Genomic DNA, 24,837 nt, shown 5'->3' on the forward strand with positions numbered 1-24,837 from the left:
GGATTTCCGACGTGAAGCGGCCGCGCAAGCGCGGCTCGAGCGTCGCGGTCATCGACATCGGCTCCAACTCGGTCCGTCTCGTCGTCTACGAGGCGCTGGCGCGGAGCCTCATTCCGATCTTCAACGAGAAGACGCTGTGCGGTCTCGGGCGCGAGGTGCAGAGCACCGGCCTGCTCGCCCCCGACGCCGTCGACAAGGCGCTGACCTCGCTCAAGCGCTTTCGCGCCCTGTGCCGCGTGATGCAGGTCGGGCGCGTGTTCGCGATCGCGACCGCAGCCTGCCGCGACGCCTCCAACGGCGCCGATTTCATCGCCAAGGCCGAACGCATCTGCGCCGTGGACATCGAGATCCTGTCGGGCCCGCGCGAGGCGCGGCTGTCGGCGCTCGGCGTGATCTCCGGCATCCATCATCCCGACGGCATCGTCGGCGACCTCGGCGGCGGCTCGCTCGAATTGATCGACGTGCGCAAGAACAGCGTGCGCAGCGGCGTGACGCTGCCGCTCGGCGGACTCGCGCTGCAGGATCTCGCGCACAAATCACTCAAGCGCGCCGACCGCATCGTGCGCGAGGAGCTCGACGAGGTGCCGCAGCTCACGGCGGGCCGCGGCCGCACCTTCTACGCGGTCGGCGGCACCTGGCGCGCGCTCGCGCGCATTCACATCATCCAGAGCGGCTATCCGCTCCAGGTGATGCACGGCTATTCGCTGTCGGCGGCGGAAGCACTCGACTTCTCCCGCAGGCTGCGTCGCCTCGCGGCCGCAAACATGCTCGCCGACATCGAGAGCGTCGCCGATGCCCGCCGCCCCCTCCTCACCTATGCGGCACTGGTGCTCGAGCACATCATCCGGGTCGCGAAGCCCAAGACTATCGTGTTCTCGACCTTCGGCGTGCGCGAGGGCCTGCTGCACGAGAAGCTGGCGGAGGCGGAACGCAACAAGGACGGCCTGATCTGCGCCGCGGAGGAGCTGAACCAGCTGCTGTCGCGCTCGGCCAGGCACGCCCACGAGCTGATCGCCTGGACCGATCGCCTCGTGCGCGTGGTCAAGCTGCGTGAAACCGAGGAGGACCGACGACTGCGCCACACCGCCTGCCTCTTGTCCGACATCGGCTGGCGCGTGCATCCGGATCACCGCGGCGAGCAGACGCTGAGCCTCGTCGTCAACGGCAATTTCGGCGCGATCACCCACACCGAGCGCGCCTTCGTCGGCCTGTCGGTGTTCTATCGCTATGCGGGGCTCAGCGAAGAAAATCAGCCGCCGCTCACCACGCAGGAGCTGCTGACGCCGGCGCAGCTCGAACGCGCGCGTCTGTTGGGCGCTGCGTTCCGTGTCGCGCATCTGATCTCGGCGGCGCGTCCGGGTGTCTTGCCCGCCACGCATTTCCGCAGCCAGGGACGTAAATTGATGCTGGTGTTCGAGCACCGCCTCGGCGACCTCGTCGCCGACCGCGTCGGCAGCCGCTTCCGCCAGCTCGCCCGCCTCATTGGCCGCACCGGCTCGATCGTGCGGCGCTGACGAACCGCAACAATGCGTCAAGCGAGCGGCTGGGTTCTTCGATCAGCAACAGCCATCCGGTCGCCGCTAGCTACCCTCCGGCGCGACGACGGCTTTCAATCCACCGAGTTCGGACTCGGCGAGAATAAGCTGCCATCCGTAGGCACTGAGCACGTCCTGAACGATCGCGAGGCCGAGGCCGGCCCCTTCGCCACGCTCGTCGAGCCTGACCCCGCGTTCGAGCACGCGTGAACGCTCGGCGGGCGCGATGCCCGGGCCATCATCCTCGACCGTGACCGCCGGTTTCGCCGCATCCGCGCCGATGCGCACCTCGCTCTTGGCGTGACGGGCGGCGTTCTCCAGGAGATTGCCCAGCACTTCCGCCAGATCAGTGCGATCGAGCGGCACGCTCGGCTCGCCCGTCATGCAGATCTTGAAGTCGAGCCGCTGTGCCGCAGGCGTTCGCATCAAGGTCAGGATCAGGGACTGCACGAGCGGTCTGAGCGGCGTGGAAATACCGCCGCGCAGGCGGGCCGTCCCCCTCGCCCGCGCACGCGCCAGCTCGCGGTCGACGTGACGGCTCATTGTGTCGCCGACGGCTTCGATCGCCTGCGCGACCTCCTGCTCACCGCGCTGACGCAAGAGCGCGACATCGGCCGCGAGTGCGGCAAGCGGCGTCTTCAGCCCATGCGCCAGGTCGGCGGCGCGGCGGCGCGACCGTTCGATTTCGCGTTCCTGGGCGTCGATCAGGCTGTTGACCTCCTCCACCAGCGGCTTCACCTCCGTTGGGACCTCGACCGGGAGATGCTTGCGCTGTCCGGAGCGGACGTCCGCGACGCCGCGGCGAAGTGCGTCGAGCGGGCGAAGGCCGAGGCCGACCTGGATCGAGGTGGCCGCGGTCAGCACCAGCCCCAGCACGCCAAGCGCCAGCGTCAGGTCCCTGGCGAAATGCGAGGCGGCGGCGGAGACGCGGGCGAGATCGGCCGCCACCGCGACGCGCACCGGCGCGCGGCGGTCGCCCAAGGTGAGCAGCACGCGGCGTTCACTGACCAGGAGCTGTGCGTTTGCAGGTCCGGGGATGACGTGACGGTGCAATTCGCCAGGCGACGGCTTATCCCGCGGCAGGTCCAACGCCGTGTCCCACAGCGAACGTGAACGCAGCACCTGTCCGCCATCGTCTGATACCTGCCAGTACAAGCCCGAAAGAGGGTCGTCAAAACGAGGATCGGCGGGCGGCCGGCCCACCACCAGCCTGCCCTGCGCGTCGGCGTCGATACCGGCGACGAGTTGCTTCAGATAGACGTCGAGGTCGTCGCCGATGGTGCGCGCGACATGGCGTTCGAACAGCAACGTCAGCCCGGCGCCGGCAATCGTCAGCGCGATCAGGATGGCACCGAGTCCGCCAGCGACCAGCCGCAGCCGCAGCGAACCCCAGCTCATGGCGTCGTCTCCGGTACCAGATAGCCGAAGCCGCGCCGGGTCTCGATCAGGTCGGCTCCGAGCTTCTTGCGCACGCGGCCGATCAGCACTTCGAGCGCATTCGACTCGTGATCCTCGCCGTGGCCATAGACGTTTTCCTCGAGCTCCTGCTGCGACACCACACGGCCGCGATGGTGCAGCAGAAAGGCGATCAGACGGTATTCCAACGGCGACAACGCGACGGGTACCCCGCGCAGCGTCACCTTCATCTGACGCTCGTCGAGCTCGACCTCGCCGGCGGTAATCCGTGGGGAGGCATGCCCTGCCGAGCGGCGCACGATCGAGCGCAGCCGCGCCAGCAATTCCTCCATTCGGAACGGCTTGGGCAGGTAGTCATCCGCGCCCGCGTCGATGCCATCGACGCGCTCGGCCCAGCTGCCGCGCGCCGTCAGGATCAGCACCGGCATCGACCGCCCATTCGCGCGCCAGCGCTTGAGGACCGCCAGACCGTCCATGCCGGGCAGGCCGAGATCGAGGACGATCGCGCCGTAATCCTCGGTGTCACCGCGAAACCAGGCTTCCTCGCCGTTGCCGACGGTCTCGACCACGTAACCGGCCGCGCGGAGCGCCCTTCCCACATCGGCCGCGATCCGTCGGTCGTCCTCCACGAGCAGCAGGCGCATCACTTCTCCTTGATGCGTTCAATCTCGCCGCTGCGCGCGTCGACGTACGCTTCGTAGAGCCGGCCCTTGTCGTCGACGAGGCGAAACTCGTAGATCCAGCGGCCGCGCTGACGCTCTATCTCGACCCCGGCTACCTCGCCCGGCAGCTTGCCACGGAGCGCGGCGAGAATGTCGGCGAGTGACTTGATCTCGCCCGCCTCGACTGCGCGGCGAACCGCCTCGGGCGCGCCTTTATCGCGGTCGCCTGCGGCCGCAGGCAACGGCGCGAGCAGGAATCCTGCCAGCAGCGGCACCGCGAGAGATTCCAGAAAGCGCGAGGATTGCATTGGCAGAGAATGCCCCAATCCACCTGACAAATTGCTGACGTGGATCAACAGGCGGCCGTCAGGGCTGTTCGGGCAATGTCCGCTCATCGCCTCGCCGCATGACGCGGCCGGGCGCTACAACCGGAGAGAACCATGCGCAAGATCACCATCATCGGCGCCACCGCCGCCATCCTCGCAGCCGCCACGACCGCTCACGCCGGCAGCCTCGGGCGTCCCTGCACTGCGGCGCCGCAGGCCAGCTGGCTGTCGCTCGAGCAATTGCAGGCCAAGATCGAAGGCCAGGGCTACAAGGTCCAGAAGGCCAAGCTCAAGAACGCCTGCGGCGAGCTCTACACGATCGACAAGTCCGGCGGCCGGGTCGAATTGTTCGTCGATCCGACCAGCGGCCAGATCGTCGGTCGGCTGTAAGAGTCCGCGCCATGAGCACCATTCACGACACGGTCGTAGCCGGCGGCGCCAAGCCGCCGGCTACCGTCAAGGTCTGGGACCTCTTCGTTCGCGTGTTCCATTGGTCCCTGGCCGGGCTGTTTCTGCTCGCATATGCGACCGGAGACGAGATCGAAAAAATCCATATCGCCGCCGGCTACACCATTGCCGGGTTGCTCGCGCTCCGGATCGTGTGGGGCTTCGCGGGACCGCGCCATGCGCGCTTCAGCGACTTCGTGCGCTCGCCGCGCGCGGTGCTCGCCTATATGCGCGACGTGGCGCTGCTCAGGGCGCCACGCTATCTCGGCCACAATCCTGCCGGCGGCATGATGGTCGTGGCGCTGATCGTCATGCTAATCGGCACCTGCACCACCGGTTACATGATGACGACCGACAGCTTCTGGGGAGCGAAATGGGTGGAGGAGGTCCACGAGACGTTCGCCAACCTCACGATCGGCCTCGTGGTCGTCCATGTGCTTGGCGTGCTGCTGGCAAGCTTCGAGCACCGCGAGAGCCTGGTGACGGCGATGATCACGGGAAGGAAGCGTGCATCCTGAGCGACGTGCGCCGGGCACGAGAGCTCGCACGGTGCAAGCGCTCATCTGCCGACGAAGCGGCTTCCGTTCCACCGCAGCGTTCGACTCGTGCCCCTCCCGTCGACAACTTCAAGGAGGGCCTGATCGTGGGAAGAAGGCAGTCGGACATCGTGAGCATGCAAGGAAAGCACACGCCTGTAACGTCCGCTGGTCGAGACATAGACCTCGTGCAGGCATCCTGCGGACCCGCAATAGACCGCCCTGTTGCGGCAGTGAAAATCGTCAAAATGGAGAGCCAGCAATTGAGCGCCGGGCACAGTCAGATAGAGAGCAAAGCGTTGGGCGGCAGCGATTGGACCTCCGCACGCGGCACTCCATTTCCGTACGTCGGCACGGATTTCGGGCGGCAGCATCTCGATGTGCGCAGAGCTCCAGGGGTCTTGAGCCGTTCCGCTATGGGAGAGTGCCGGCTGCGAGAGCCCGACGAGCGTGACAAAGCCGGCGGCCAGAATCGAAGCGAATCTTGTTGGTCTCACGGCCGCGCCTCCGAAGGATCCAAGCACAGCCTAGCTTCTCGGGCTCGGACGGGATTGAGCAAGGTCAACCGCAACCTTCTCCGGGCGGCAGGCAGCCTTCCAAGGCGGCTGGCGCGCTTGAGACAGATCAACTCTCCCATTCGCCGGTGGGCTAAGCGAAACCTGCCATCGATCAGCGCTTCGTTCGCCTCCGGGCGTGGATTATTCTTGATGCGAGTCCGTCGCAAAACGTCCCCTCTCGCCTCTTCCGGGGGCGTGCTCGTTCGTGCGCTCTTCGCCATTGCATTCTGCCTGCTGAGCTCCGTATCAATGGCGCAGGACGAGGTGAAGCTGAGCGATGCGCAGGCGCGCAATCTCGGCGTCCGCGTGACCCATCCGGTTGCCAGCCGGACCGATCTGACGCTGCCCTACCCCGTCCAGATCATGATCCCCACGCCGCAAATGTGGGTCGTCAGCGCACCGGTGGCGGGCATGGTTGCCAATCTCCTGGTCGGGCGCGGCGATCGCGCCACGGCCGGCCAGCCGCTGGTCACCCTGGAGAGTCCGAGCTTCGTCTCCCAGCAACGCGACTATTTGCACGCGATCGCGCAGGAGCATCTCGCCAGCCAGCAGCTCAAGCGGAACGTCGATCTGTTCGAAGGCAAGGCCGTGCCGCAACGCGTGCTGGAGGCGAGCCAGGCCGAAGCGCGCCAGGCCGCTCTCGTCGTCGCCGAACGGCGCCAGATGCTGCGCCTGAGCGGGATGTCGGACGATGCCATTTCCCGGCTGGCCCAGGAAGCGGCGATCAGCGGCACGCTCACGGTCAACGCGCCACAGACCGCGTCCGTGGTCGAGGTCGCGGTGTCGCCGGGGCAGCGGCTCGAACAATCCGCGCCGCTGGTCAAGCTGGCGCGGCTGTCACCGCTGTGGGCCGAGATCGCAGTCCCCGCCGCCAATATTCGAGCGATCCGCACCGGCGCCAAAGTCGAGATCGAGGGCTATTCCACGCCCGGCAAGGTCGTGCTGGTCTCCGAGACCATCGACCACGCCACCCAGACCATTCTGGTTCGTGCCGAAGTTCCCAACGACGGCGAGCTGCATCCCGGTCAGACCACCACTGCCCGCATCGGTTTTCTCTCCGCCGGCGAAAGCGCCTTTGAGATTCCCTATAGCGGGCTGATCCGGCGGGGCGAGCAGACTTCGGTCTTCGTTGCCTTCGATGGCGGCTTCCGCCTGGTCCCGGTCAAGCTGCTCGCGGAGGATCAGGATCACGTCGTCGTGTCGGGCCCGATTACGGACCGGGATGCCATCGCGATCGGGGGCATCTCGGCGCTTCGCGGCATTCTGTCGGGACTGGGGCAATAGATGCTGCGCCGCCTGGTTGCGTTCGCGTTGTCGCAGCGGCTGTTCGTGATGCTGAGCGTGCTGCTGGTGATCGGCGCCGGCGCGGTCCTCCTGCCCGGCCTGCCGATCGACGCCTTCCCCGACGTCTCGCCGGTTCAGGTGAAGATCATCATGAAGGCGCCTGGGCTCACCCCCGAAGAGGTCGAGCAGCGCATCACCGTCCCCGTCGAGCTCGAGCTGCTCGGATTGCCGAACAAGAAGGTGCTTCGGTCGACCACGAAATACGCGCTGGCCGACATCACCGTCGATTTCGAGGACGGCACCGACATCTACTGGGCGCGCAACCAGGTCTCGGAGCGCCTGTCGAACATCTCGCGCGACTTCCCAGAAGGCGTGACCGGCGGTCTGGCGCCGATCACGAGCCCGCTCGGCGAGATGTTCATGTTCACCATCGACAGTCCCGAGCTTTCGCTTGCCGAGCGCCGGACCCTGCTCGACTGGGTGATCCGCCCCGCGCTGCGGACGGTGCCCGGCGTTGCCGACGTCAATGCGCTCGGCGGCTATGTCCGCGCCTTCGAGATCGTGCCGCGCAACGATGCGCTTGCCGCGCGCGGCATCACGTACGACCTGTTTCGCCGGGCCATCGAAGCCAACAGCCGCAACGACGGCGCCGGACGGGTGAACCAGGGCGAGGACAGCGCCCTGGTCCGGATCGAAGGCAGCATCCGTTCGATCGAGGACATCAAGGCCATCGTGGTCGACACCCGCGAGGGCGTGCCGATCCTGGTCAACGACGTCGCGACCGTCAAAGTCGGGACGCTGACGCGCTATGGCGCCGTCACGGCGGACGGCCGCGGCGAAACCGTCGAGGGGCTCGTCCTCGGCTTGCGCGGCGCCAACGCGGGCCAGCTCATCCGCGACGTGCGCGCCCGGCTCGCGGAGCTGCAAGGCACGCTGCCCAAGAGCGTCTCGATCAACGTGTTCTACGACCGCAGCCGCCTCGTCAACCGCGCCGTCGGCACCGTGGTGCGGGCCCTCGGCGAGGCCACCGCCCTCGTCATCGTTCTGCTGCTGCTGTTCCTCGGCAATTGGCGGGCTTCGCTCGTGATCGCGCTCAGCCTGCCGCTCGCCATCGTGATCGCGTTGATCATCATGCGCGTGGTGGGAATGTCGGCCAACCTGATGAGTCTCGGCGGACTTGCGATCGCGATCGGCATGCTGATCGACGCCCTGGTGGTCGTGGTCGAGAACATCGTCGGCAACCTCGGCAAGCACGAACCGGGCAAGGCTCTCCCCTTGATCCACCTGATCTACCGTTCGGTTTGCGAAGTCCTGGAGCCGGTCGCCTCGGGCGTGCTGATCATCATCATCGTGTTCGTCCCCCTGCTGACGCTGCAGGGGCTGGAGGGCAAGCTGTTCATCCCGGTCGCGCTGGCCATCATTTTCGCGCTGGCCGGCTCGCTGCTGCTGGCGCTCACATTGATCCCGGTCGCGACCTCCTTCGTGCTCAAGTCTGCCTCGCATCGCGATCCCCTGCTGGTGCGTGCGGCCCAACGGGTCTACGCGCCGGCATTGGACTGGGCCTTGAACAACGAGCGCAAGGTGATGGCGGCGGCGCTGATCGGCCTGGTCGCGGCGGGCTTCGCCTACACCAAGCTCGGCAAGACCTTCATGCCGACGATGGACGAAGGCGACGTCATCGTCAGCGTGGAGACGCTTCCCTCCGTCAACCTCGACGAGTCGCTTGCGATGAACGCGAGGCTCCAGACCGCGCTGCTGGCCGTGCCTGATATTGCCGGCATCGTCGCCCGCACCGGCTCGGACGAGCTCGGCCTCGATCCGATGGGACCGAACCAGACCGACACGTTCCTGGTGCTCAAGCCCGCCGCCGAGCGCGCCAGCGACAACCGCGAGGACCTGCTGCAGAAGCTTCGCGAGGTGTTGAGCGGCTTTCCCGGCATCTCGCTCAGCTTCACCCAGCCCATCGACATGCGCGTGCAGGAGATGATCAGCGGCGTGCGCGGCGACGTCGCCGTCAAGATCTTCGGCCCCGACATCGCCAGGCTGAACGAGACCGCGGCAAGATTGTCGGCGATCCTCTCCAGCATCGACGGAGCCGAGGACGTCTACACCACGCTGAACGAAGGCGCCCAATATTACACGGTTGCGGTCAATCGCATGGAGGCCGGACGCCTCGGCCTGACCGTGGATTCGATCGTCAACTCGCTGCGGACCCAGATCGAGGGCCGGACCATCGGGACCGCGCTCGAGGAGGGACGCCGCACGCCGATCCTGATCCGGGGCAGCGAGACGACGCGGGAAGCACCGACCTTGCTGGCGAGCATGCCGCTGACGCTGGCCTCGGGACAGCATGTGGCGTTGTCGCAGGTCGCCCGCATCCAGCGCGTCGACGGCCCGGTGAAGATCGACCGCGAGGACGGTGCCCGCATGAGCGTGGTGCGCGCCAACGTGCGCGGCCGCGACATGGTCGGATTCGTCGAAGCGGCGCGCCAGAAGGTAGCAACCGAGCTGCCGCTTCCGAGCGGCTACCGGCTGACCTGGGGCGGACAGTTCGAGAACCAGCAACGCGCCGCCGCGCGCCTGTCGATCGTGGTCCCCGTCGCGATCGGCCTGATCTTCGTGCTGCTGTTCACCACGTTCGGCGCCATCCGCCAGGCCTTGCTGGTGCTCGTCAACATTCCCTTTGCCCTGATCGGCGGCGTCTTCGCCCTGGTGGTGACGGGTGAATACCTGTCGGTGCCGGCCTCGGTCGGATTCATCGCGCTGCTCGGCATCGCCGTGCTCAACGGCGTCGTCCTGGTGTCCTACTTCAATCAGCTGCGCGCCCACGGTCTGCCCGAGGACCGCATCGTGGTCGAAGGCGCCATGCGCAGGCTCCGGCCCGTGCTGATGACCGCGAGCATCACGGCGCTGGGCCTAATCCCGCTGCTGTTCGCGACCGGCCCGGGATCCGAGGTGCAGCGGCCGCTCGCCGTCGTCGTGATTGGAGGATTGCTGTCCTCCACCCTGCTCACGCTGATTCTCCTGCCGATCCTGTATCGCCGCTACGGCGGGACGTCGAAGGTGGCGAAATGATCGACCAGCCCGTCTGCCTCACGCTGATCGTGCCGCATCGGCTCCGCGACGAGGTGTTCGACTATCTCGCCGAACAGGGCGATCTGGTTTCGGGATTCACGGCCCTTGAGGCCGCCGGTCACGGCATTGAGGTCCGATTGCACACGGCGGCCGAACGCGTGAAGGGCCATGCCGACCAGACCGTCGTGCAGGTGGTGCTGGCCGGGAAAGATGCCGGCCGGCTGGTCGAGCGTCTGCGGGCTTCGTTCGCCGGAACCAAGATGGTCTACTGGACGACGCCGGTGACGGAGCTCGGCACCATCGACTGAGCGGCCGGCCTACTCGGCCGACGCCCTCGCGTGGCGCTCGGACGATTCCAGCGCGGCGGCCATCAGCTTGCGCCGGCGCCAGATGGTGCCGACCACCAGCACGACGAGGACGCCGAGCGCGGCGCAGAAATATTCGCCGCCGGCCCCGCCATGGCCGAATTGCGGCGGGATGCGCAAGGCACCGAGCATGGCGTCGAGCGAGGCACCGAGCGGACCATCGAACAGCGCGTGCAGCCCGGGCGCGACGCCGGGATCGGTCGCGATCACCTCGCCTGCGATCCAGCCGAGCAGCGCCGCGCCGGCCCAGACCAGCACCGGCAGCTTTTCGAGCAGCGCCATGATCAGCGCCGCACCGGCGACGATCAGCGGCACGCTGATGGCAAGGCCGAGGATCAGGAGCGGCACGCTGCCATTGGCAGCGGCGGCCACCGCGATGACGTTGTCGAGACTCATGACGATGTCGGCGACCACGACGATCTGGATGGCGTGCCACAGATGCGCGGCGGCATCGACGTCGTCATCGTCCTCGTGCTCCGGCACCAACAGCTTGGCCGCGATCACGATCAGCGCAAGACCGCCGATCAGCTTGAGGTACGGCAGGCCCATCAGCGTGGCGACGATGCCGGTGAAGATGATCCGCAGCATCACCGCCGCGCCGGCACCGAAGATCATGCCCCACAGCCGGTGTCGCGGCGAGAGGCCGCGGCACGCCAGCGCAATCACCAGCGCGTTGTCGCCGGAGAGCAGGATGTTGATCCAGATGATCTTGCCGACCGCAAGCCAGAAGGTCGGCGCAGCCATCTCGTTGCGAAACTGGGTGAAGAATGCCCCGATCGTAGCGGGATCGAAGATCTGCCAGAGCCAGTCCACAATGAGTCCTTTCGCCCAGTCGTTAACTTACGGCCGATTTGACTTACGGCCGATCGATCAGCCGACGATCTCGTTGCCCGAGAAGAACTGCGCGATCTCGATCGCGGCCGTCTCCGGCGCATCCGAGCCGTGCACCGAATTCTCGCCGATCGACTTGGCGTAGAGCTTGCGGACGGTGCCCTCGGCGGCCTTGGCCGGATCGGTCGCGCCCATCACCTCGCGGTACTTGGCAATGGCGCCCTCGCCTTCCAGCACCTGCACCACGACCGGACCGGAGGTCATGAACTCGACGAGCTCGCCGAAGAACGGGCGCGCCTTGTGGACGGAATAGAAGGTCTCGGCCTGCTCCTTGGTCATGCGGATGCGCTTCTGCGCGACGATCCGCAGACCCGCCTTTTCGATCACGGCATTGACGGCGCCGGTCAGGTTACGCGCGGTCGCGTCGGGCTTGATGATCGAGAAAGTGCGTTCGAGGGCCATGATCTGTCCTTGGGAAGAAAAGCGGTGGTTGCTAGGTTGGGGGGCTTATATCGGCGCCTTCGCCGGACGGCAAGCGAGCGTCCGGACGACCTCGCCGGCGCCTCGCCACCGGCGGGCCGGCCGGATCCGGACATGGATTACCGAGATTTCACCCAGATGAACCAAATCTGAAGCCTCCATTCAGGCTTTGGTTCGGCCTGCCGGCTTATGCTCCTTCCATCGAAACCCAATGCCTGACCATCAGGCGGACCGTTTCGGCGGCCTTTTCATCGACGCGGATGCCCCCGCGCCGGCAGTTTTGAGGAGATCACCATGTTGAGGAAACTTTCGCTTGCCGCTGTCGCTGCGGTTGCGCTCGGTGCCGCGCTGGCGCCGACCTCGGCCTCCGCTCACTGGCATGGCGGCGGTCCGGGCTGGCATGGCGGTGGCGGCTGGCACGGCGGCCATCGCTGGGGCGGCCCGCGCTTCTATGCCCCCGTCTCCTACGGTTATGGCGGTTGCTATGTGCGCCGGCTGGTCCCGACCCCCTGGGGACCCCGCTGGCGGCTGATCAACCGCTGCTACTGAGCCCGACAGCACCTTCCTAAACCCCTGAGGTATCTGCGCCCCCACAGGTACCTTCCAAGAGGAGCCCCGGCGATCCCCCCGCCGGGGCTTCGCATTTTGAGCGGATGTGACGGGGTTCATGCAATTTTGACGAGAATGGCAATGATCCCCAAGGAGTGGCGAAACCATTTTGGGGGTCAATGACTTGGTACCGTGTCTTTACTTTGAGAACACGGAACCTGGTGATGGTTGGGCCCTTTCCCAATGACAGCGAGCAGATCGACCGGCGCACCAGCCGATCGATCTGCGATGCCGTGGGCGAACGGCTCCAGCAGAGCCTGCGTCCCGAGCCCCGGCTCCCGACGCATCTGGAGCAGCTCCTCGACGAGCTGGAGCGGCGCGACCGCGACGCGCATTGAGCTGCGGTCAAAACCGTTGCAGAAACGGGTTGCGTTTGACGGCGGCTGCGGTGACAAGGCCGCATGCTATCCATTACCGACCTCTCCATCCGCCTCGCCGGACGCCTTCTGATTGACCAGAGCTCCGTGCAGATCACGCCGGGCTCGCGCGTCGGCCTGGTCGGACGCAACGGCACCGGCAAGTCGACGCTGTTCAAGGTGATCCGCGGCGAGCTGGCCGCCGAGCATGGCTCGGTGACCTTGCCGCCGCGCTGGCGGATCGGCAGCCTGGCCCAGGAAGCCCCGAACGGACCGGAAAGCCTGATCTCCGTCGTGCTCAAGGCCGATCTCGAACGCGACGCGTTGCTCACTGAGGCCGAGAGCGCGACCGATCCGCATCGGATCGCGGAGATCCAGACCCGACTCGTCGACATCGACGCGCATTCGGCGCCGAGCCGCGGCGCCGCGATTCTCTCCGGCCTCGGCTTCTCCGCCGCCGATCAGCTCCGTCCCTGCGCCGAATTCTCCGGCGGCTGGCGCATGCGCGTCGCGCTTGCCGCCACGCTGTTCGCGGCGCCCGATCTGTTGCTGCTCGACGAGCCCACCAACTATCTCGATCTCGAAGGCACGCTGTGGCTGGAGGATCACCTTGCGCATTATCCGCGCACGGTGATCGTGATCAGCCACGACCGCGACCTGCTCGAAAGCTCGGTCGACCAGATCCTGCATCTGGAGCGCGGCAAGCTCACGCTCTACAAGGGCAGCTATTCCTCGTTCGAGGAGCAGCGCGCCGCGCGCGAGCTGCTCGATGCCAAGGCCGTCAAGCGCCAGGAGGCCGAACGCGCGCGCCTGCAGGCCTTCGTCGACCGCTTCAAGGCCAAGGCCTCGAAAGCCCGGCAGGCGCAGTCGCGCGTCAAGATGCTGGAGCGGCTGAAGCCGATCACCGCGCTGGTCACCGAGGACGTGCGCGAGATCAGCTTTCCCACGCCGGAGAAGATCCTCTCGCCGCCGATCATCGCGGTCGACAACGCCTCGGTCGGCTACGATCCGGCAAGCCCGGTGCTCAATCGCGTCACCTTGCGCATCGACAACGACGACCGCATCGCGCTGCTCGGTGCCAACGGCAACGGCAAGTCGACGCTGGTCAAGCTGCTGGCCGGACGCCTCGCCCCGTTCTCCGGCAAGGTGACGCGCGCCGACAAGCTGTCGATCGCCTATTTCGCGCAGCACCAGCTCGACGAGCTCAACGAGGACGCCTCGGCCTACGACCACGTCCGCAAGCTGATGGGCGATGCGCCCGAAGCGAAAGTGCGGGCGCGCGCCGGCGCGATCGGCTTCTCCGGCAAGGCGGCCGACACCAAGGCCGGCAAATTGTCGGGCGGCGAGAAGGCGCGCCTGCTGCTCGGCCTTGCGACCTTCTTCGGCCCCAACATGATCATCCTGGACGAGCCGACCAACCATCTCGACATCGACAGCCGCGGCGCGCTTGCGGAGGCGATCAATGAATTTCCCGGCGCGGTGATCATGGTCTCGCACGACCGCTATCTGATCGAGGCCTGCGCCGACCGGCTCTGGATCGTCGCCGATCGCACCGTCACCAATTACGACGGCGACCTCGACGAATATCGCCGCCTGGTGCTCTCCACTCGCAACGGCGAGCCCGCCTCGCGCGAGCGCAGCGCGCCAAGCGAAAAGCCGCAGCGCGCAAGGTCGGACAATCGCGGAGGCTTGAAGAAGCGCATCGCGGAGGCTGAAGCCGAGATCGCCCGCGTCACCGAGATCATCACCAAGATTGACACCGCGCTGGCCCTGCCCGACATCTTCACGCGCGATCCCAAACAGGCCGCGCAGTTGTCGAAGGCGCGCGCCAACGCGGCCGACGCGCTGGCGCGGGCGGAGGAGCAATGGCTGGAGGCGAGCACGCAGTTTGACGAGGCGGCGGGGTAAGCGAGCTCTCGTGTCCCGGACGCGGCGCGGCATGAAATGACGCGACGCAGAGCCGGGACCCATGCGTCAGCGCGGCACGCGGCTCCTGGAACCCGGCTCAGTCCGCGTACTGCCCGGCGGCCTTGATGATCGGCGCCCAGCGGTCGATCTCACTCGTCAGCATCGCCCCCAGCGCCTCCGGGGTCGCCTTGTCCTGCGGCACCGGCTCGGTGTTGATGTCGTTGAAGCGCGCGACCAAGGCGGGATCTTTCAGCGCGGCCTGAAGCGCGGCCGTCAGCTTCTGAATCACCGCCGGCGGTGTGCCCTTGGGCGCATAGATGCCGTGCCAGACGCCGAGCTCGAACCCCTTGAGGCCGGCCTCGTCCGCCGTCGGCAGGTCGGGAAGGCTCTTCAGCCGCTCCTTGGTGGTGATCGCGTAAGCCTTGACCTGCTTGGCCGTGATCGGACCGGTGGTGTTGGTCGCCTGGTCGCAGGTGAGATCGATCTGCTTGCCGAGCAGATCGTTCATGATCGGACCGTTGCCCTTGTACGGCACCGTGGTGAGCTGCTTCTGGATCGCCGTCATGAACAGCATGCCGCAGAGATGCGATGCCGCACCAAGGCCGGCGTTGGCGTAGGTCAGCTTGTCGCCCTGCTGCTGGGCGTAGGCGACCAATTCCTTGAGCGTGTTGGCCGGAAAATCCGCACGCGCGATGATGGTCATCGGCGCGTTGGTCACGAGCCCGATCGGCGCAAAGGCCGTCTTGGTGTCGTAGCTGAGGTTGCGATACAGCGTCGCCGCGGTCGAGATGCCGACGTGATGGATCAGCAGCGTGTAGCCGTCCGGCTGGGCGCGCGCGGCGCGGGTCGAGCCGATGGTGCCGCCGGCTCCGGTCGCGTTCTCGACGATGACCTGCTGGCCCAGCGATTTGGCCATGCCTGCCGCGGTCAGCCGCGCGATGGTGTCGGTCGGCCCGCCGGCGGCGAACGGCACCAGCATGGTGATCGGCCGGGTCGGGTAGTCCTGCGCGACAGCCGCACTGAGCGGCAGAAGCAGCGCCGACACGAGGGCAATGAACCGCATCGTTTCCTCCGGATTGTTGTTTGCGCCATCAAAGCGCATTCCGGGGCGCGAGACCATCACGAATGCGACATAATCAGGAACATCTCGGCGCTCGAGGGCGCACCGATCCCGCACCACATCGCATTCGGTGTGACCTGCGCGCGACCTTGCCGCTCGCCCACCGCTACGTCTGCGCCTCGGCCTCGCTCTCGAGCTTGGTTCGCAGTGCCGCGACGACGCGGTGAATCGTTTGCAGATCCTTGACCGCAAGCCTTTCGGATAGGCTGTTGACCCATGGTATCTGCAAAGCCATGGCGGCATCGAAAGCGCGCCGCCCCTTGTCAGTCAGGACCACGAGCTGGGCTCGGCGGTGATGCGGGTTGGCCTCGAAGGCAACTAGGCCTTCCGCGTGCAGGTCGTTGACGATCCGCTGCACGTTCTGACGATTGCCGCCCAGATCGCGGGCGAGCCAGGCCACCGGCTGGGGCCGCTCCGCCTGCACGATGGCGCCGAGAATCTGCCAGCGGGCGCTGGTGAGCCCGAGCGGGGCCACCAAACGGTCCCCTGCGGTCAGGAGCAGGCTGTTCAGCCGAAACAAGTCAAGCAGGAGGTTCGTCAGAGCATCGCCGGCCGGCGTCCGTTGGGATTTTCGCATCCGTCACCATACATTTATGTTGACACCATGATGTCAAATTATTAAGCTTCACATAGTACCATATTGGCGTCATAAAACCATCTCGACGAAGTTTGTCATGGCACGCTTACGCCCGCTGGACCCGGACTTTCCCATCGAGCGTCAGCTCGGCATCGACACCGGCCCGGTGATGCTGGTGAATCTGTTCACGCTCGACAAAGCCGACGAACAAAGCTTTCTCCAGGTCTGGCAGAACGATGCCGCCTTCATGAAACGGCAGCCGGGCTTCATCTCCGCCCAGCTTCACCGCGCGATCGGCGAAAGTCCCACTTATTTGAACTATGCGGTTTGGCAGTCGACTGCCGACTTCCGGGCTGCGTTCACGCACCCGGAGTTCAGGTCGAAGATCTCGGCTTACCCTGCATCCGCGGTCGCCTCTCCGCACCTGTTCCAGAAAGTCGCGGTGCCCGGCATTTGCGTCGTGTAGCTCGCTTCGACAACGGCAGACCCGATGACCAGGATCATCCATCCACTCGCTGGAGCAGTGGCACTGACGACGATTGCGATCTTCTGGCTTTCCACGGCTCTCACCGAGCTATTTGCGTCACACGAGACCATCGCCATGGTGAAGACCGCCATACCGTGGGGCTTCCTGCTGCTCATTCCGATGCTTGCGGCGACGGGAGGCTCGGGATTCGTCCTGGCAAAGGAGCGGCGCGCCGGCCTGATCGGTGCGAAGATCAAGCGCATGCCGTTCATTGCCGGCAACGGCATCCTGGTTCTGATTCCCGCCGCGTTGTTCCTCGCCTCCAAGGCGAAGGCCGCGGAATTCGACACCACGTTCTACGCCGTGCAGGCTCTCGAACTGGTCGCCGGAGCAACGAACATCGTTTTGCTCGGTCTCAACATGCGTGACGGCTTCAAGATGAAGGGCCGGTTCCGCGTTCGCCAGCCTGATCGCTTCAACACCAAGCCGATCCTCTGAAGGCGCCGCTGACGCGGCTATCAATCGGGTCTGCCCTGCTGATGTCCTGGAGCGAAGACTCTTCGTTTCATTGCAGCGGAGCCGATCCCGCCTACGCGTGCTTCTTCTTCGGCTTCGCGGCCCGCGGCACCGGCTGCGGGTCCGGATTGCCCTCGATCGAGGACAGCCGTCCGGCCGTAAAGGTGTAGATGCCGGCGCGCGGGCCGGTGGCCCACGTCACCACCGCAACGCGGCGGCCGGCGGCATCGTTGGAGAGGTTGACGCTCGAGGGCGCGCCGATGCCGCGCACCACGTCGCATTCGGTGTGACCGAGCGCGACCGTGCCGCCCATCGGCGCCGGCGTCGTCGATGCGTTGGCATCGGCCGGCCCGGGCGGCGGCGCCATGCCGGGACAGCCACCGTCGGCGCTGACGAGATCCTCAGCTCCGACCGGCTTGTCGGGGGTCAGCGGCGGCGATTCGATCGAGATGTTCTTGATGAAGAGACGGCCCGGTTTCCGGAACCATTCCGCATCCTTCGACAACAGATCGCTCCCGCCCGAACAGCCCGCGACCAGCGGTGCTATTGCAGCCAACGCAAACAGGAGCGACTTGGGAAGCTTTTGATGTCGCACGATAAACCAAATTCCCCGCGTGAAGGACCAGCCCTAAGCGATTGTCCCAACATCACTTTGCGGCACGAAGGTGACCAAAGCCAGCATCGCCCGAAAAGTGCAAATTATCATTAATTGCGAAGGGCCCCTAATTCCGCTTCTGCCACCGGCCCCGCTCGTCGGCCTGCCAATAGGTGACATCAAATCCGCGCGCCTTGCAATCCGTCCAGGCGCTGCGGGCGAGCGCCAGCGCATCCGGGTCGTCGCCGTTGAACAGCAGCACCATGCGCGCATAGCCCTGCGCGTCGTCCGGGAGAGCGGCATTGTCGACCAGGAAACGGACATGGGCGCCGTTCGGATTGCCCTCCTCGATCGCCAGCACGATCGGCTGATCGGCGGCGTCGCTCACGCGCCATGTCGCGTGCGGCAGGAAGGAATCGTCGCGGTAGGTCCACAAATGCGCATCGAGCGCGTCGGCGCGTTCCTCCGAGGTCGACTGCACCACGACGCGCCAGCCGCGCTCGAGCGATTTCTCGAGAAGCGGCGGCAACACGTTCTCCACCGTCATGTTTTGCAGATGATAGAACAGGACTTCAGTCATCTCGGGTCATTTGCGTTCGTAGTGGTCGGCGACCAGGCGGTCGAGCAGGCGGACGCCATAGCCGCTGCCCCAGCTCTGGTTGATGTCGGTCTTGGGCGCGCCCATGGCGGTGCCGGCGATGTCGAGATGGGCCCAGGGCGTGCCGTCGACGAAGCGCTGCAGGAACTGCGCCGCCGTGATCGAGCCGCCGTGACGGCCGCCGGTGTTCTTCATGTCGGCGAACTGGGAGTCGATCAGCTTGTCGTATTCCGGACCGAGCGGCATGCGCCAGACCTTGTCCCCGGTTTCGATGCCGGCCGTCAGCAGGCGTTCGGCCAGCTCGTCGTCGTTGGAGAACATGCCGGCATGGTGGGTGCCGAGCGCGACCACGATCGCGCCGGTCAGGGTCGCCAGATCGACCATGAATTTCGGCTTCACCTTCTTGGCGACGTACCAGAGCACGTCGGCCAGCACGAGACGGCCCTCGGCGTCGGTGTTGATGATCTCGATGGTCTGGCCCGACATCGAGGTGACGATGTCGCCCGGCCGCTGCGCATTGCCGTCGGGCATGTTCTCGACGAGGCCGATGGCGCCGACCACGTTGGCCTTGGCCTTGCGCGCCGCCAGCGCGTGCATCAGGCCGACCACGCAGGCCGCGCCGCCCATGTCGCCCTTCATGTCCTCCATGCTGCCGGCCGGCTTGATCGAGATGCCGCCGGTGTCGAAGCAGACGCCCTTGCCGACGAAGGCGACCGGCGCCTCGCCCTTCCTGCCGCCGTCCCAGCGCATGATCACGGTCCGGCTCGGCCGCGCCGAGCCCTGGCCGACACCGAGCAGCGCGCCCATGCCGAGCTTCTGCATCGCCTTGACGTCGAGCACCTCGACCTTGACGCCGAGCTTGCGGAGCTGACTGGCGCGGCGCGCGAACTCCTCGGGGAAGAGCACGTTCGGCGGCTCGTTGACGAGGTCGCGCGCGATCATCACGCCGTCGATGACATGGCCGGCCGCGACGAACGCCTTCTTCGCGGCAGCGGCATCGCCGACCGCCAGCGAGATGTCGGCGCGCGAGTCGCCCTCCTCGCCGTCCTTCTTCTTGGTCTTGTAACGGTCGAACTTGTAGGCGCGTAGGCGCAGGCCGGAGGCGACCGCAACCGCCTGCTCGCTCGTCATCGCGCCCGCCGGCAGTTCCGCCATGACGGTCATGGCGGCAGTCCCGCTGGGAAGCTTGCTCGCCGCCACACCGCCGAATTTGAGGAAATCGTTCGTCTTCAGGCCGGTCGCCTTGCCGGCGCCGATCACGAGCAGGCGGGTGGCCTTCACCCCTTCCGGCGCCAGAATATCCAGCGCGGCCCCGCTTTTCCCTTTGAAGGCGGCGGCCGCCGCCGCGCGCTTCACGAGATCGACAGCACCGCCCAGCGCCTTGGCCGTCGCGGGACCGACCTTGAGACTGTCGTCGCAGAACACGACCAGGATGCCACGGGCGGCTGATGACAATGGGACGAAGCCGACCTTGATGGCATCGGACATGGGTAACTCCTTTAAAAGACTTGATCTTTTGTCATTCGCGGCGATCCGCCGGGGCGAGCCCTGAACGACGATTCACTGAGCCTTGCGTACTATGGGCCAGCGGCCGGGCCGATGCCAAGCACCCCCGTGGCCTCAAGGCCACAACGAGCGAAATATTAACCATATATTGAGGGTGCCACGGGCCAGCCATTTTGTTGACGGATCAAAGGGATGGTAGTGAGAGAGTGAGCTGGCGGAAGAGCGCTGTGGCCAACCTTGGGGATCCCCTGATCGGGGATTGGTTGGGCAAGCGGAATTTCGGCCGACATTGGGGACGTGGTGGGGTTCGTGCGGTAGCGCATGGGGTCGATCGACAGGTATATTTTCCGCACGACGCTGGCGTCGTTTGCGCTGGTCCTGGTCAGCCTCACCGGCGTGATCTGGATTACGCAGGCGTTGCGCGGCATCGACCTGATGACGAGCCAGGGTCAGACCATCCTCACCTTCCTCGGCATCACCAGCCTCGTCGTCCCGGCCCTGGTACTGATCATCTCGCCGATCGCGCTGATGATCGCGATCTCGCACACGTTGAACAAGCTCGCGACCGATTCCGAGATCATCGTGATGAATGCCGCCGGCTTCTCGCCGTTCCGGCTGTTCTATCCGTTCTTCTACGCCACCTGCGTGGTGGCGCTGCTGGTCGCCTTCATCGCGGCCTATCTCGCCCCCGACGGCATGCGGCGAATCAAGCAGTGGGACGCCGAGATCACCGCCGACGTGCTCACCAACATCCTGCAGCCCGGCCGCTTCGCCCAGCTCGACAAGAACCTCACGATCCGGATTCGCGAACGCCAGCCCGGCGGCGTTCTTGCCGGCATCTTCATCGACGACCGCCGCGATCCGAACGAGCGCGTCTCGATCGTCGCCGAACGCGGCGAGATCGTGAAGAACGACACCGGCTCGTTCCTGGTGCTGGAGACGGGCAATCTGCAGCGCTTCGAGGCGGGCAAGCGCGATCCGGCGCTGGTGGCTTTCGGCCGCTACGGCTTCGACATGTCGAAATTCTCCAACCAGGGCCGCGACGTCACCCTCGGCATCCGCGAGCGCTATCTCTGGGAGCTGTTCTCGCCGTCCGAGGACGATCCCGTCTACAAGCAGATTCCCGGGCAATTCCGCTCGGCCCTGCATGACAGCCTGCTCGCGCCGATCTATCCCTTCGCCTTTGCCGTGCTGACCTTTGCCTTCCTCGGCGCGCCGCGCACCACCCGCCAGAGCCGCAACTTCTCGATCGGCTCGTCGATCATCGCGGTGTTCGGGCTGCGCATGGCGGGCTTTGCCTGCTCGGTGATGGCGGTGAAGTCGTCGGGCCCGGTGCTGGTGCAATACGCGATGGTGTTCAGCGCCATCGGCGTCGGGTTGTGGATGATCATCAGCGGCGTCGTGGTCGAGCCGCCCCCCGGCCTGATGGAGGCCATCAACAGGTCGAATGCGCGCATCGCGCGGCTGTTCGGACGTCCGGCCACCGCATGAGCATGCTGACCAACACACTCGGGCGCTATTTCGCCGGCCGTTTCGTGGTCGCGGCGCTCGGCGTGTTCGCAAGCATCTTCCTGCTGCTGGTGCTGGTCGACTACATCGAGATGGTGCGCAAGACCTCTGGCCTTGCCTCCGCCTCGGCGCTCATGGTGGCCGAGACCTCGCTGTTCCGGGTGCCGCAGCTCCTGGAGAAGCTGACGCCGTTCTGCATGCTGATCGGCGCCATGACCTGCTATCTCGCCCTCTCCCGCCGGCTCGAGCTCGTGGTCGCCCGCGCCGCCGGCATCTCCGCATGGCAGTTCATCGCGCCGGCGCTCGGCAGCGCGCTCCTGATCGGCGTGATCGCCACCGTCGCCTACAATCCGATGTCGGCGAACTTGCGCGAGGCCTCCAAGCGCATGGAGGCCGAACTGTTCGGCTCGGCGCCGGGCGGCGGGATCCAGGACGCTTCCGGCTTCTGGCTCAATCAGGTGACCAGCGACGGCCAGACCATCATCAATGCGGCGCGCAGCGAGCAGCAGGGCGTCCGGCTCACGGGGCTGACGCTGTTCCGGTTCGACCCGGACCAGCACTTCAAGGAACGGGTCGAGGCGCGCGAGGCGACGCTCGAGGCCGGCCGCTGGCTGTTCAAGGGGGTCCGCCGCTTCTCGCTGGACGCCCCGCCGATCGACCAGGCCAGCCTGGAGATTCCGACCACGCTGACCGAGGCGCAGGTCCGCAACAGCTTTTCCACCCCCGAGACTGTGTCCTTTTGGCAACTACCGAGCTACATCCGCTCGTCCGAAAGCTCGGGCTTCGCGACAGCCGGATACCGACTCCAGTATCAGAAGCTTCTGGCACAGCCGTTTTTGCTTGCCGCCATGGTGATGCTCGCGGCCTCCGTGTCGTTGCGCTTCTTCCGGATGGGCGGCGTGCAAAAGATGGTTTTGAGTGGCGTGGGCGCAGGCTTTCTGCTCTACGTTCTGTCGAAAGTAACTGAGGATCTGAGCAAGGCTGAGTTGATGCATCCGATCGCTGCGGCGTGGTTGCCCGTTGTAGTGGGCGGCCTCACCGGCTTTTTGGCCTTGCTCTACCAGGAGGACGGTTAGTGAGTGCCGTCCGACGAGGGCTCGTGTCTCGGTTGACGCGGCGCATCTTGGTGCGCGCGGACGGGCGCGGCTTGTCCAGGCTGCTGCTCGCCGTCGTGACCGCTGCCTCGCTCGGCGGGCTGATCGACGTTGCCGCCGTGACGCCGGCCTCCGCCCAATATACCTACAATCCGCTGCCGCCGCGTCCGAAGCCGCCCAAGGCCCCCAACGACAACCAGATGCTGGTTCAGGCGACCGAGGTCGACTACGACTACAATAACTCGCGCGTCTCCGCGGTCGGCAACGTCCAGCTGTTCTACAACGGCACCAGCGTCGAGGCCGACAGGGTCATCTACGACCAGAAGACCAAGCGGCTGCATGCCGAAGGCAACATCCGCATGACGGATGCCGACGGCAAGATCACCTATGCCGAGATCATGGATCTCTCCGACGATTACCGCGACGGTTTCGTCGATTCGCTGCGCGCGGACACCGCCGACCAGACCCGCATGGCCGCCAGCCGCGCCGACCGCTCCAGCGGCAATTACACGGTGTTCGAGAACGGCGTCTACACGGCCTGCGCGCCGTGTCGGGACGATCCCAAGAAGCCGCCGCTTTGGCAGGTCAAGGGTGCGCGCATCATCCACGACCAGCAGGAGAAGATGCTGTATTTCGAGACGGCACAGATCGAATTCTTCGGCGTGCCGCTCGCCTACATGCCCTATTTCTCGACGCCCGACCCGACCGTGAAGCGCAAGAGCGGCTTCCTGATGCCGGGCTATTTCCCGGGCACGACGAACACGGGATTCGGCGCGGAGGTTCCGTATTACTGGGCGATCGCGCCCGACATGGACGCGACTTTCACCCCCCGCTTCATGACCCGGCAGGGCGTGATGCTGCAGGGCGAATTCCGTCAGCGCCTGATCGACGGCGCCTACCAGATCCGCGCTTACGGCATCAACCAGCTCGATCCCGGCGCGTTCTCCGGCCAGCCCGGCGACCGCGACTTCCGCGGCGCCGTCGACACCAAGGGTCAGTTCGCGCTGAACGACAAATGGGTCTGGGGCTGGGACGGCGTCCTGATGTCCGACTATTATTTCTTCTCGGACTACCGCCTCTATCAGTACCGCGATCCGCTCGGCTCGTTCCTGCTGTTGCCGACGGAGGCGCTGTCGCAGCTCTATCTGACCGGCGTCGGCAACCGCAGCTTCTTCGACGCGCGCACGATGTACTGGCTGAGCTATTCGGGCAACCAGAGCCAGGTGCCGATCGTCTACCCGGTGATCGACTATTCCAACGTGCTCAACTATCCGGTCTTCGGCGGCGAGGTCAGCTACAAGACCAATTTCGTCAACCTGTCGCGTGACCAGGCGGTGTTCGATCCGATCACGACGACCGCCAATACCAGCAGCCTGTGCACGACGGCGTCGGCCGATCCGCTCGCCCGCATGCCCTCGCAGTGCCTGCTGCGCGGCTTCGCCGGCACCTACACCCGCCTCACGGCGGAAGCGCAGTGGCGCAAGTCCTTCACCGACCCATTCGGCCAGATCTGGACGCCGTTCGCGAGCCTGCGCGCCGACGCGATCAACTCCTCGGTCTCCAACCAGCCGGGCGTGTCGAACTATCTTCCCGTCGGCGACACCCAGGCGTTCCGCCTGATGCCGACCGTGGGCCTCGAATACCGCTACCCCTTCATCAACATTCAGCCCTGGGGATCGACCACGGTCGAGCCGATCGCGCAGATCATCATCCGGCCGAACGAGACCTATGCCGGCAAGCTCCCGAACGAGGACGCCCAGAGCCTGGTGTTCGACGCCTCGAACCTGTTCAGCGTCGACAAGTTCTCCGGCTACGACCGCGTCGAGGGCGGCGGCCGCGCCAATGTCGGCGTGCAGTCCACCACGCAGTTCGACCGGGGCGGCGCGGTCAAGGTGCTGTTCGGCCAGTCCTACCAGCTGTTCGGCTTGAACTCCTTCGCGGTCAACGACGCCATGAACACCGGCCTCGATTCCGGCCTGGACAAGCCGCGTTCCGATTACGTCGCGAGCACGAGCTACTCGCCCAACAGCACCTACACGTTCAGCGTCCGCTCCCGCATGGACGAGCAGACGTGGAACGTGCAGCGCTTCGAGGCGGAAGGCCGCGCCAACTTCAATCGCTGGGCGGTCAGCGTGGTGTACGGCAATTACGCAGCCCAGCCGGAGCTCGGCTATCTCGCGCGCCGCGAGGGCATCCTGACCACGGGCTCGCTGAAGGTGGCGACCAACTGGGTGGTGTCGGGCTCGGCGCGCTGGGATCTCGAGGCCAACAAGATCAACCAATATGTACTCGGTGCCGGCTATGTCGACGATTGCTTCGTGCTGGCGGCGAACTACGTAACTTCGTATAGTTATTCCGCGGGCACCGCGCCGCCCACGCTGAGCCACGCGTTCATGTTCCAGATCGGTCTGCGCACGCTGGCGACCTCGTCGGCGAGCAGCAGTTCCGCCGGCCTCCAGTGAACGGTTT

Annotated in this window: 24 protein-coding genes; 14 read left to right on the forward strand and 10 right to left on the reverse strand. The window is 66.0% G+C overall.

Features of this window, described 5'->3' with window-relative positions; all coding sequences use genetic code 11:
• Positions 1-11 precede the first annotated feature (11 nt).
• Positions 12-1,514 carry an exopolyphosphatase gene (gene ppx, locus WI560_RS17555; protein ID WP_375304199.1) on the forward strand — a complete coding sequence of 501 codons (1,503 nt, stop codon included), beginning with the start codon at positions 12-14 and terminating at the stop codon, positions 1,512-1,514.
• Between the two features lie 66 nt (positions 1,515-1,580).
• Here the strand turns inward: ppx and WI560_RS17560 are convergent, their stop codons facing one another.
• From WI560_RS17560 to WI560_RS17570, 3 genes are read right to left on the reverse strand one after another with little or no spacing between them, the layout of a single operon-like run.
• Positions 1,581-2,933, reverse strand: a complete 1,353-nt coding sequence (locus WI560_RS17560; RefSeq protein ID WP_375304200.1) for a sensor histidine kinase — start codon at positions 2,931-2,933, stop codon at positions 1,581-1,583.
• Positions 2,930-3,595 carry a response regulator transcription factor gene (locus WI560_RS17565; protein WP_028136810.1) on the reverse strand — a complete coding sequence of 222 codons (666 nt, stop codon included), beginning with the start codon at positions 3,593-3,595 and terminating at the stop codon, positions 2,930-2,932. Before WI560_RS17565 ends, WI560_RS17560 begins: the two co-directional genes overlap by 4 nt.
• Positions 3,595-3,921: a PepSY domain-containing protein gene (locus WI560_RS17570; protein ID WP_375304201.1), complete on the reverse strand. Its 327-nt coding sequence runs from the start codon at positions 3,919-3,921 to the stop codon at positions 3,595-3,597. Before WI560_RS17570 ends, WI560_RS17565 begins: the two co-directional genes overlap by 1 nt.
• Positions 3,922-4,053: 132 nt before the next feature.
• Here WI560_RS17570 and WI560_RS17575 point away from each other — a divergent pair, with 132 nt between their 5' ends.
• From WI560_RS17575 to WI560_RS17595, 5 genes are all read left to right on the forward strand, one after another.
• Positions 4,054-4,329, forward strand: coding sequence for a PepSY domain-containing protein (locus WI560_RS17575; protein ID WP_375304202.1), 276 nt, complete (start codon positions 4,054-4,056; stop codon positions 4,327-4,329).
• Between the two features lie 11 nt (positions 4,330-4,340).
• Entirely contained in the window at positions 4,341-4,904 is a 564-nt protein-coding gene (locus WI560_RS17580) for a cytochrome b/b6 domain-containing protein (protein WP_375304203.1), read from the forward strand.
• An 824-nt stretch (positions 4,905-5,728) separates the two neighbouring features.
• On the forward strand, positions 5,729-6,763 hold the full coding sequence (locus tag WI560_RS17585; RefSeq protein WP_375304204.1) for an efflux RND transporter periplasmic adaptor subunit: 1,035 nt from the start codon (positions 5,729-5,731) through the stop codon (positions 6,761-6,763).
• Positions 6,764-9,838, forward strand: a complete 3,075-nt coding sequence (locus WI560_RS17590; RefSeq protein WP_375304205.1) for an efflux RND transporter permease subunit — start codon at positions 6,764-6,766, stop codon at positions 9,836-9,838.
• Positions 9,835-10,146 carry a DUF3240 family protein gene (locus WI560_RS17595; RefSeq protein WP_375304206.1) on the forward strand — a complete coding sequence of 104 codons (312 nt, stop codon included), beginning with the start codon at positions 9,835-9,837 and terminating at the stop codon, positions 10,144-10,146. Before WI560_RS17590 ends, WI560_RS17595 begins: the two co-directional genes overlap by 4 nt.
• Positions 10,147-10,155: 9 nt before the next feature.
• Here the strand turns inward: WI560_RS17595 and WI560_RS17600 are convergent, their stop codons facing one another.
• Positions 10,156-11,016 (reverse strand): TerC family protein, encoded by an 861-nt coding sequence (locus WI560_RS17600; RefSeq protein ID WP_257180359.1) that lies wholly within the window; start codon positions 11,014-11,016, stop codon positions 10,156-10,158.
• Positions 11,017-11,073: 57 nt separating this feature from the next.
• Complete coding sequence (ndk, locus tag WI560_RS17605; RefSeq protein ID WP_028136818.1) at positions 11,074-11,496, reverse strand: nucleoside-diphosphate kinase; 423 nt, start codon at positions 11,494-11,496, stop codon at positions 11,074-11,076.
• A 312-nt stretch (positions 11,497-11,808) separates the two neighbouring features.
• Here ndk and WI560_RS17610 point away from each other — a divergent pair, with 312 nt between their 5' ends.
• The 3 genes from WI560_RS17610 to WI560_RS17620 all read left to right on the forward strand — a co-directional run bounded on the left by WI560_RS17610 (position 11,809) and on the right by WI560_RS17620 (position 14,387).
• Positions 11,809-12,063, forward strand: coding sequence for a sulfur globule protein precursor (locus tag WI560_RS17610; protein ID WP_257180360.1), 255 nt, complete (start codon positions 11,809-11,811; stop codon positions 12,061-12,063).
• Between the two features lie 224 nt (positions 12,064-12,287).
• The gene (locus WI560_RS17615) at positions 12,288-12,461 is read left to right on the forward strand and encodes a hypothetical protein (protein ID WP_257180361.1); all 174 of its coding nucleotides are present in this window, start codon (positions 12,288-12,290) and stop codon (positions 12,459-12,461) included.
• Between the two features lie 63 nt (positions 12,462-12,524).
• Entirely contained in the window at positions 12,525-14,387 is a 1,863-nt protein-coding gene (locus tag WI560_RS17620) for an ABC-F family ATP-binding cassette domain-containing protein (RefSeq protein WP_375304207.1), read from the forward strand.
• A gap of 97 nt (positions 14,388-14,484) precedes the next feature.
• Here WI560_RS17620 and WI560_RS17625 read toward each other — a convergent pair whose 3' ends face one another.
• Both WI560_RS17625 and WI560_RS17630 read right to left on the reverse strand, forming a co-directional pair.
• The gene (locus WI560_RS17625) at positions 14,485-15,450 is read right to left on the reverse strand and encodes a tripartite tricarboxylate transporter substrate binding protein BugD (RefSeq protein WP_375304208.1); all 966 of its coding nucleotides are present in this window, start codon (positions 15,448-15,450) and stop codon (positions 14,485-14,487) included.
• A gap of 163 nt (positions 15,451-15,613) precedes the next feature.
• Positions 15,614-16,084: a MarR family winged helix-turn-helix transcriptional regulator gene (locus WI560_RS17630; RefSeq protein WP_375304209.1), complete on the reverse strand. Its 471-nt coding sequence runs from the start codon at positions 16,082-16,084 to the stop codon at positions 15,614-15,616.
• 97 nt (positions 16,085-16,181) lie between these two features.
• Here WI560_RS17630 and WI560_RS17635 point away from each other — a divergent pair, with 97 nt between their 5' ends.
• Both WI560_RS17635 and WI560_RS17640 read left to right on the forward strand, forming a co-directional pair.
• Positions 16,182-16,550, forward strand: a complete 369-nt coding sequence (locus tag WI560_RS17635; protein WP_375304210.1) for an antibiotic biosynthesis monooxygenase family protein — start codon at positions 16,182-16,184, stop codon at positions 16,548-16,550.
• 24 nt (positions 16,551-16,574) lie between these two features.
• Complete coding sequence (locus WI560_RS17640) at positions 16,575-17,048, forward strand: hypothetical protein (RefSeq protein WP_375304211.1); 474 nt, start codon at positions 16,575-16,577, stop codon at positions 17,046-17,048.
• A gap of 91 nt (positions 17,049-17,139) precedes the next feature.
• On the opposite strand, the gene WI560_RS17645 is transcribed toward WI560_RS17640, so the two are convergent.
• The 3 genes from WI560_RS17645 to WI560_RS17655 form a co-directional block, all read right to left on the reverse strand.
• Positions 17,140-17,622, reverse strand: a complete 483-nt coding sequence (locus WI560_RS17645; protein WP_375308863.1) for a hypothetical protein — start codon at positions 17,620-17,622, stop codon at positions 17,140-17,142.
• A 166-nt stretch (positions 17,623-17,788) separates the two neighbouring features.
• Positions 17,789-18,241 carry a DNA polymerase III subunit chi gene (locus tag WI560_RS17650; RefSeq protein WP_375304212.1) on the reverse strand — a complete coding sequence of 151 codons (453 nt, stop codon included), beginning with the start codon at positions 18,239-18,241 and terminating at the stop codon, positions 17,789-17,791.
• Between the two features lie 6 nt (positions 18,242-18,247).
• Positions 18,248-19,747, reverse strand: a complete 1,500-nt coding sequence (locus tag WI560_RS17655) for a leucyl aminopeptidase (protein WP_375304213.1) — start codon at positions 19,745-19,747, stop codon at positions 18,248-18,250.
• Between the two features lie 339 nt (positions 19,748-20,086).
• On the opposite strand from WI560_RS17655, the gene lptF reads away from it, so the two are divergent.
• From lptF to WI560_RS17670, 3 genes are read left to right on the forward strand one after another with little or no spacing between them, the layout of a single operon-like run.
• Entirely contained in the window at positions 20,087-21,256 is a 1,170-nt protein-coding gene (lptF, locus tag WI560_RS17660; RefSeq protein WP_375304214.1) for an LPS export ABC transporter permease LptF, read from the forward strand.
• Positions 21,253-22,350, forward strand: coding sequence for an LPS export ABC transporter permease LptG (gene lptG / locus WI560_RS17665; protein WP_028136825.1), 1,098 nt, complete (start codon positions 21,253-21,255; stop codon positions 22,348-22,350). The genes lptF and lptG overlap by 4 nt, the downstream gene beginning before the upstream one ends.
• Positions 22,350-24,830 (forward strand): LPS-assembly protein LptD, encoded by a 2,481-nt coding sequence (locus WI560_RS17670; RefSeq protein ID WP_375304215.1) that lies wholly within the window; start codon positions 22,350-22,352, stop codon positions 24,828-24,830. Before lptG ends, WI560_RS17670 begins: the two co-directional genes overlap by 1 nt.
• The last annotated feature ends 7 nt before the right edge of the window (positions 24,831-24,837 follow it).

The sequence above is a fragment of the Bradyrhizobium sp. A11 genome (assembly GCF_042077125.1).
GTDB lineage: Bacteria > Pseudomonadota > Alphaproteobacteria > Rhizobiales > Xanthobacteraceae > Bradyrhizobium > Bradyrhizobium japonicum_B.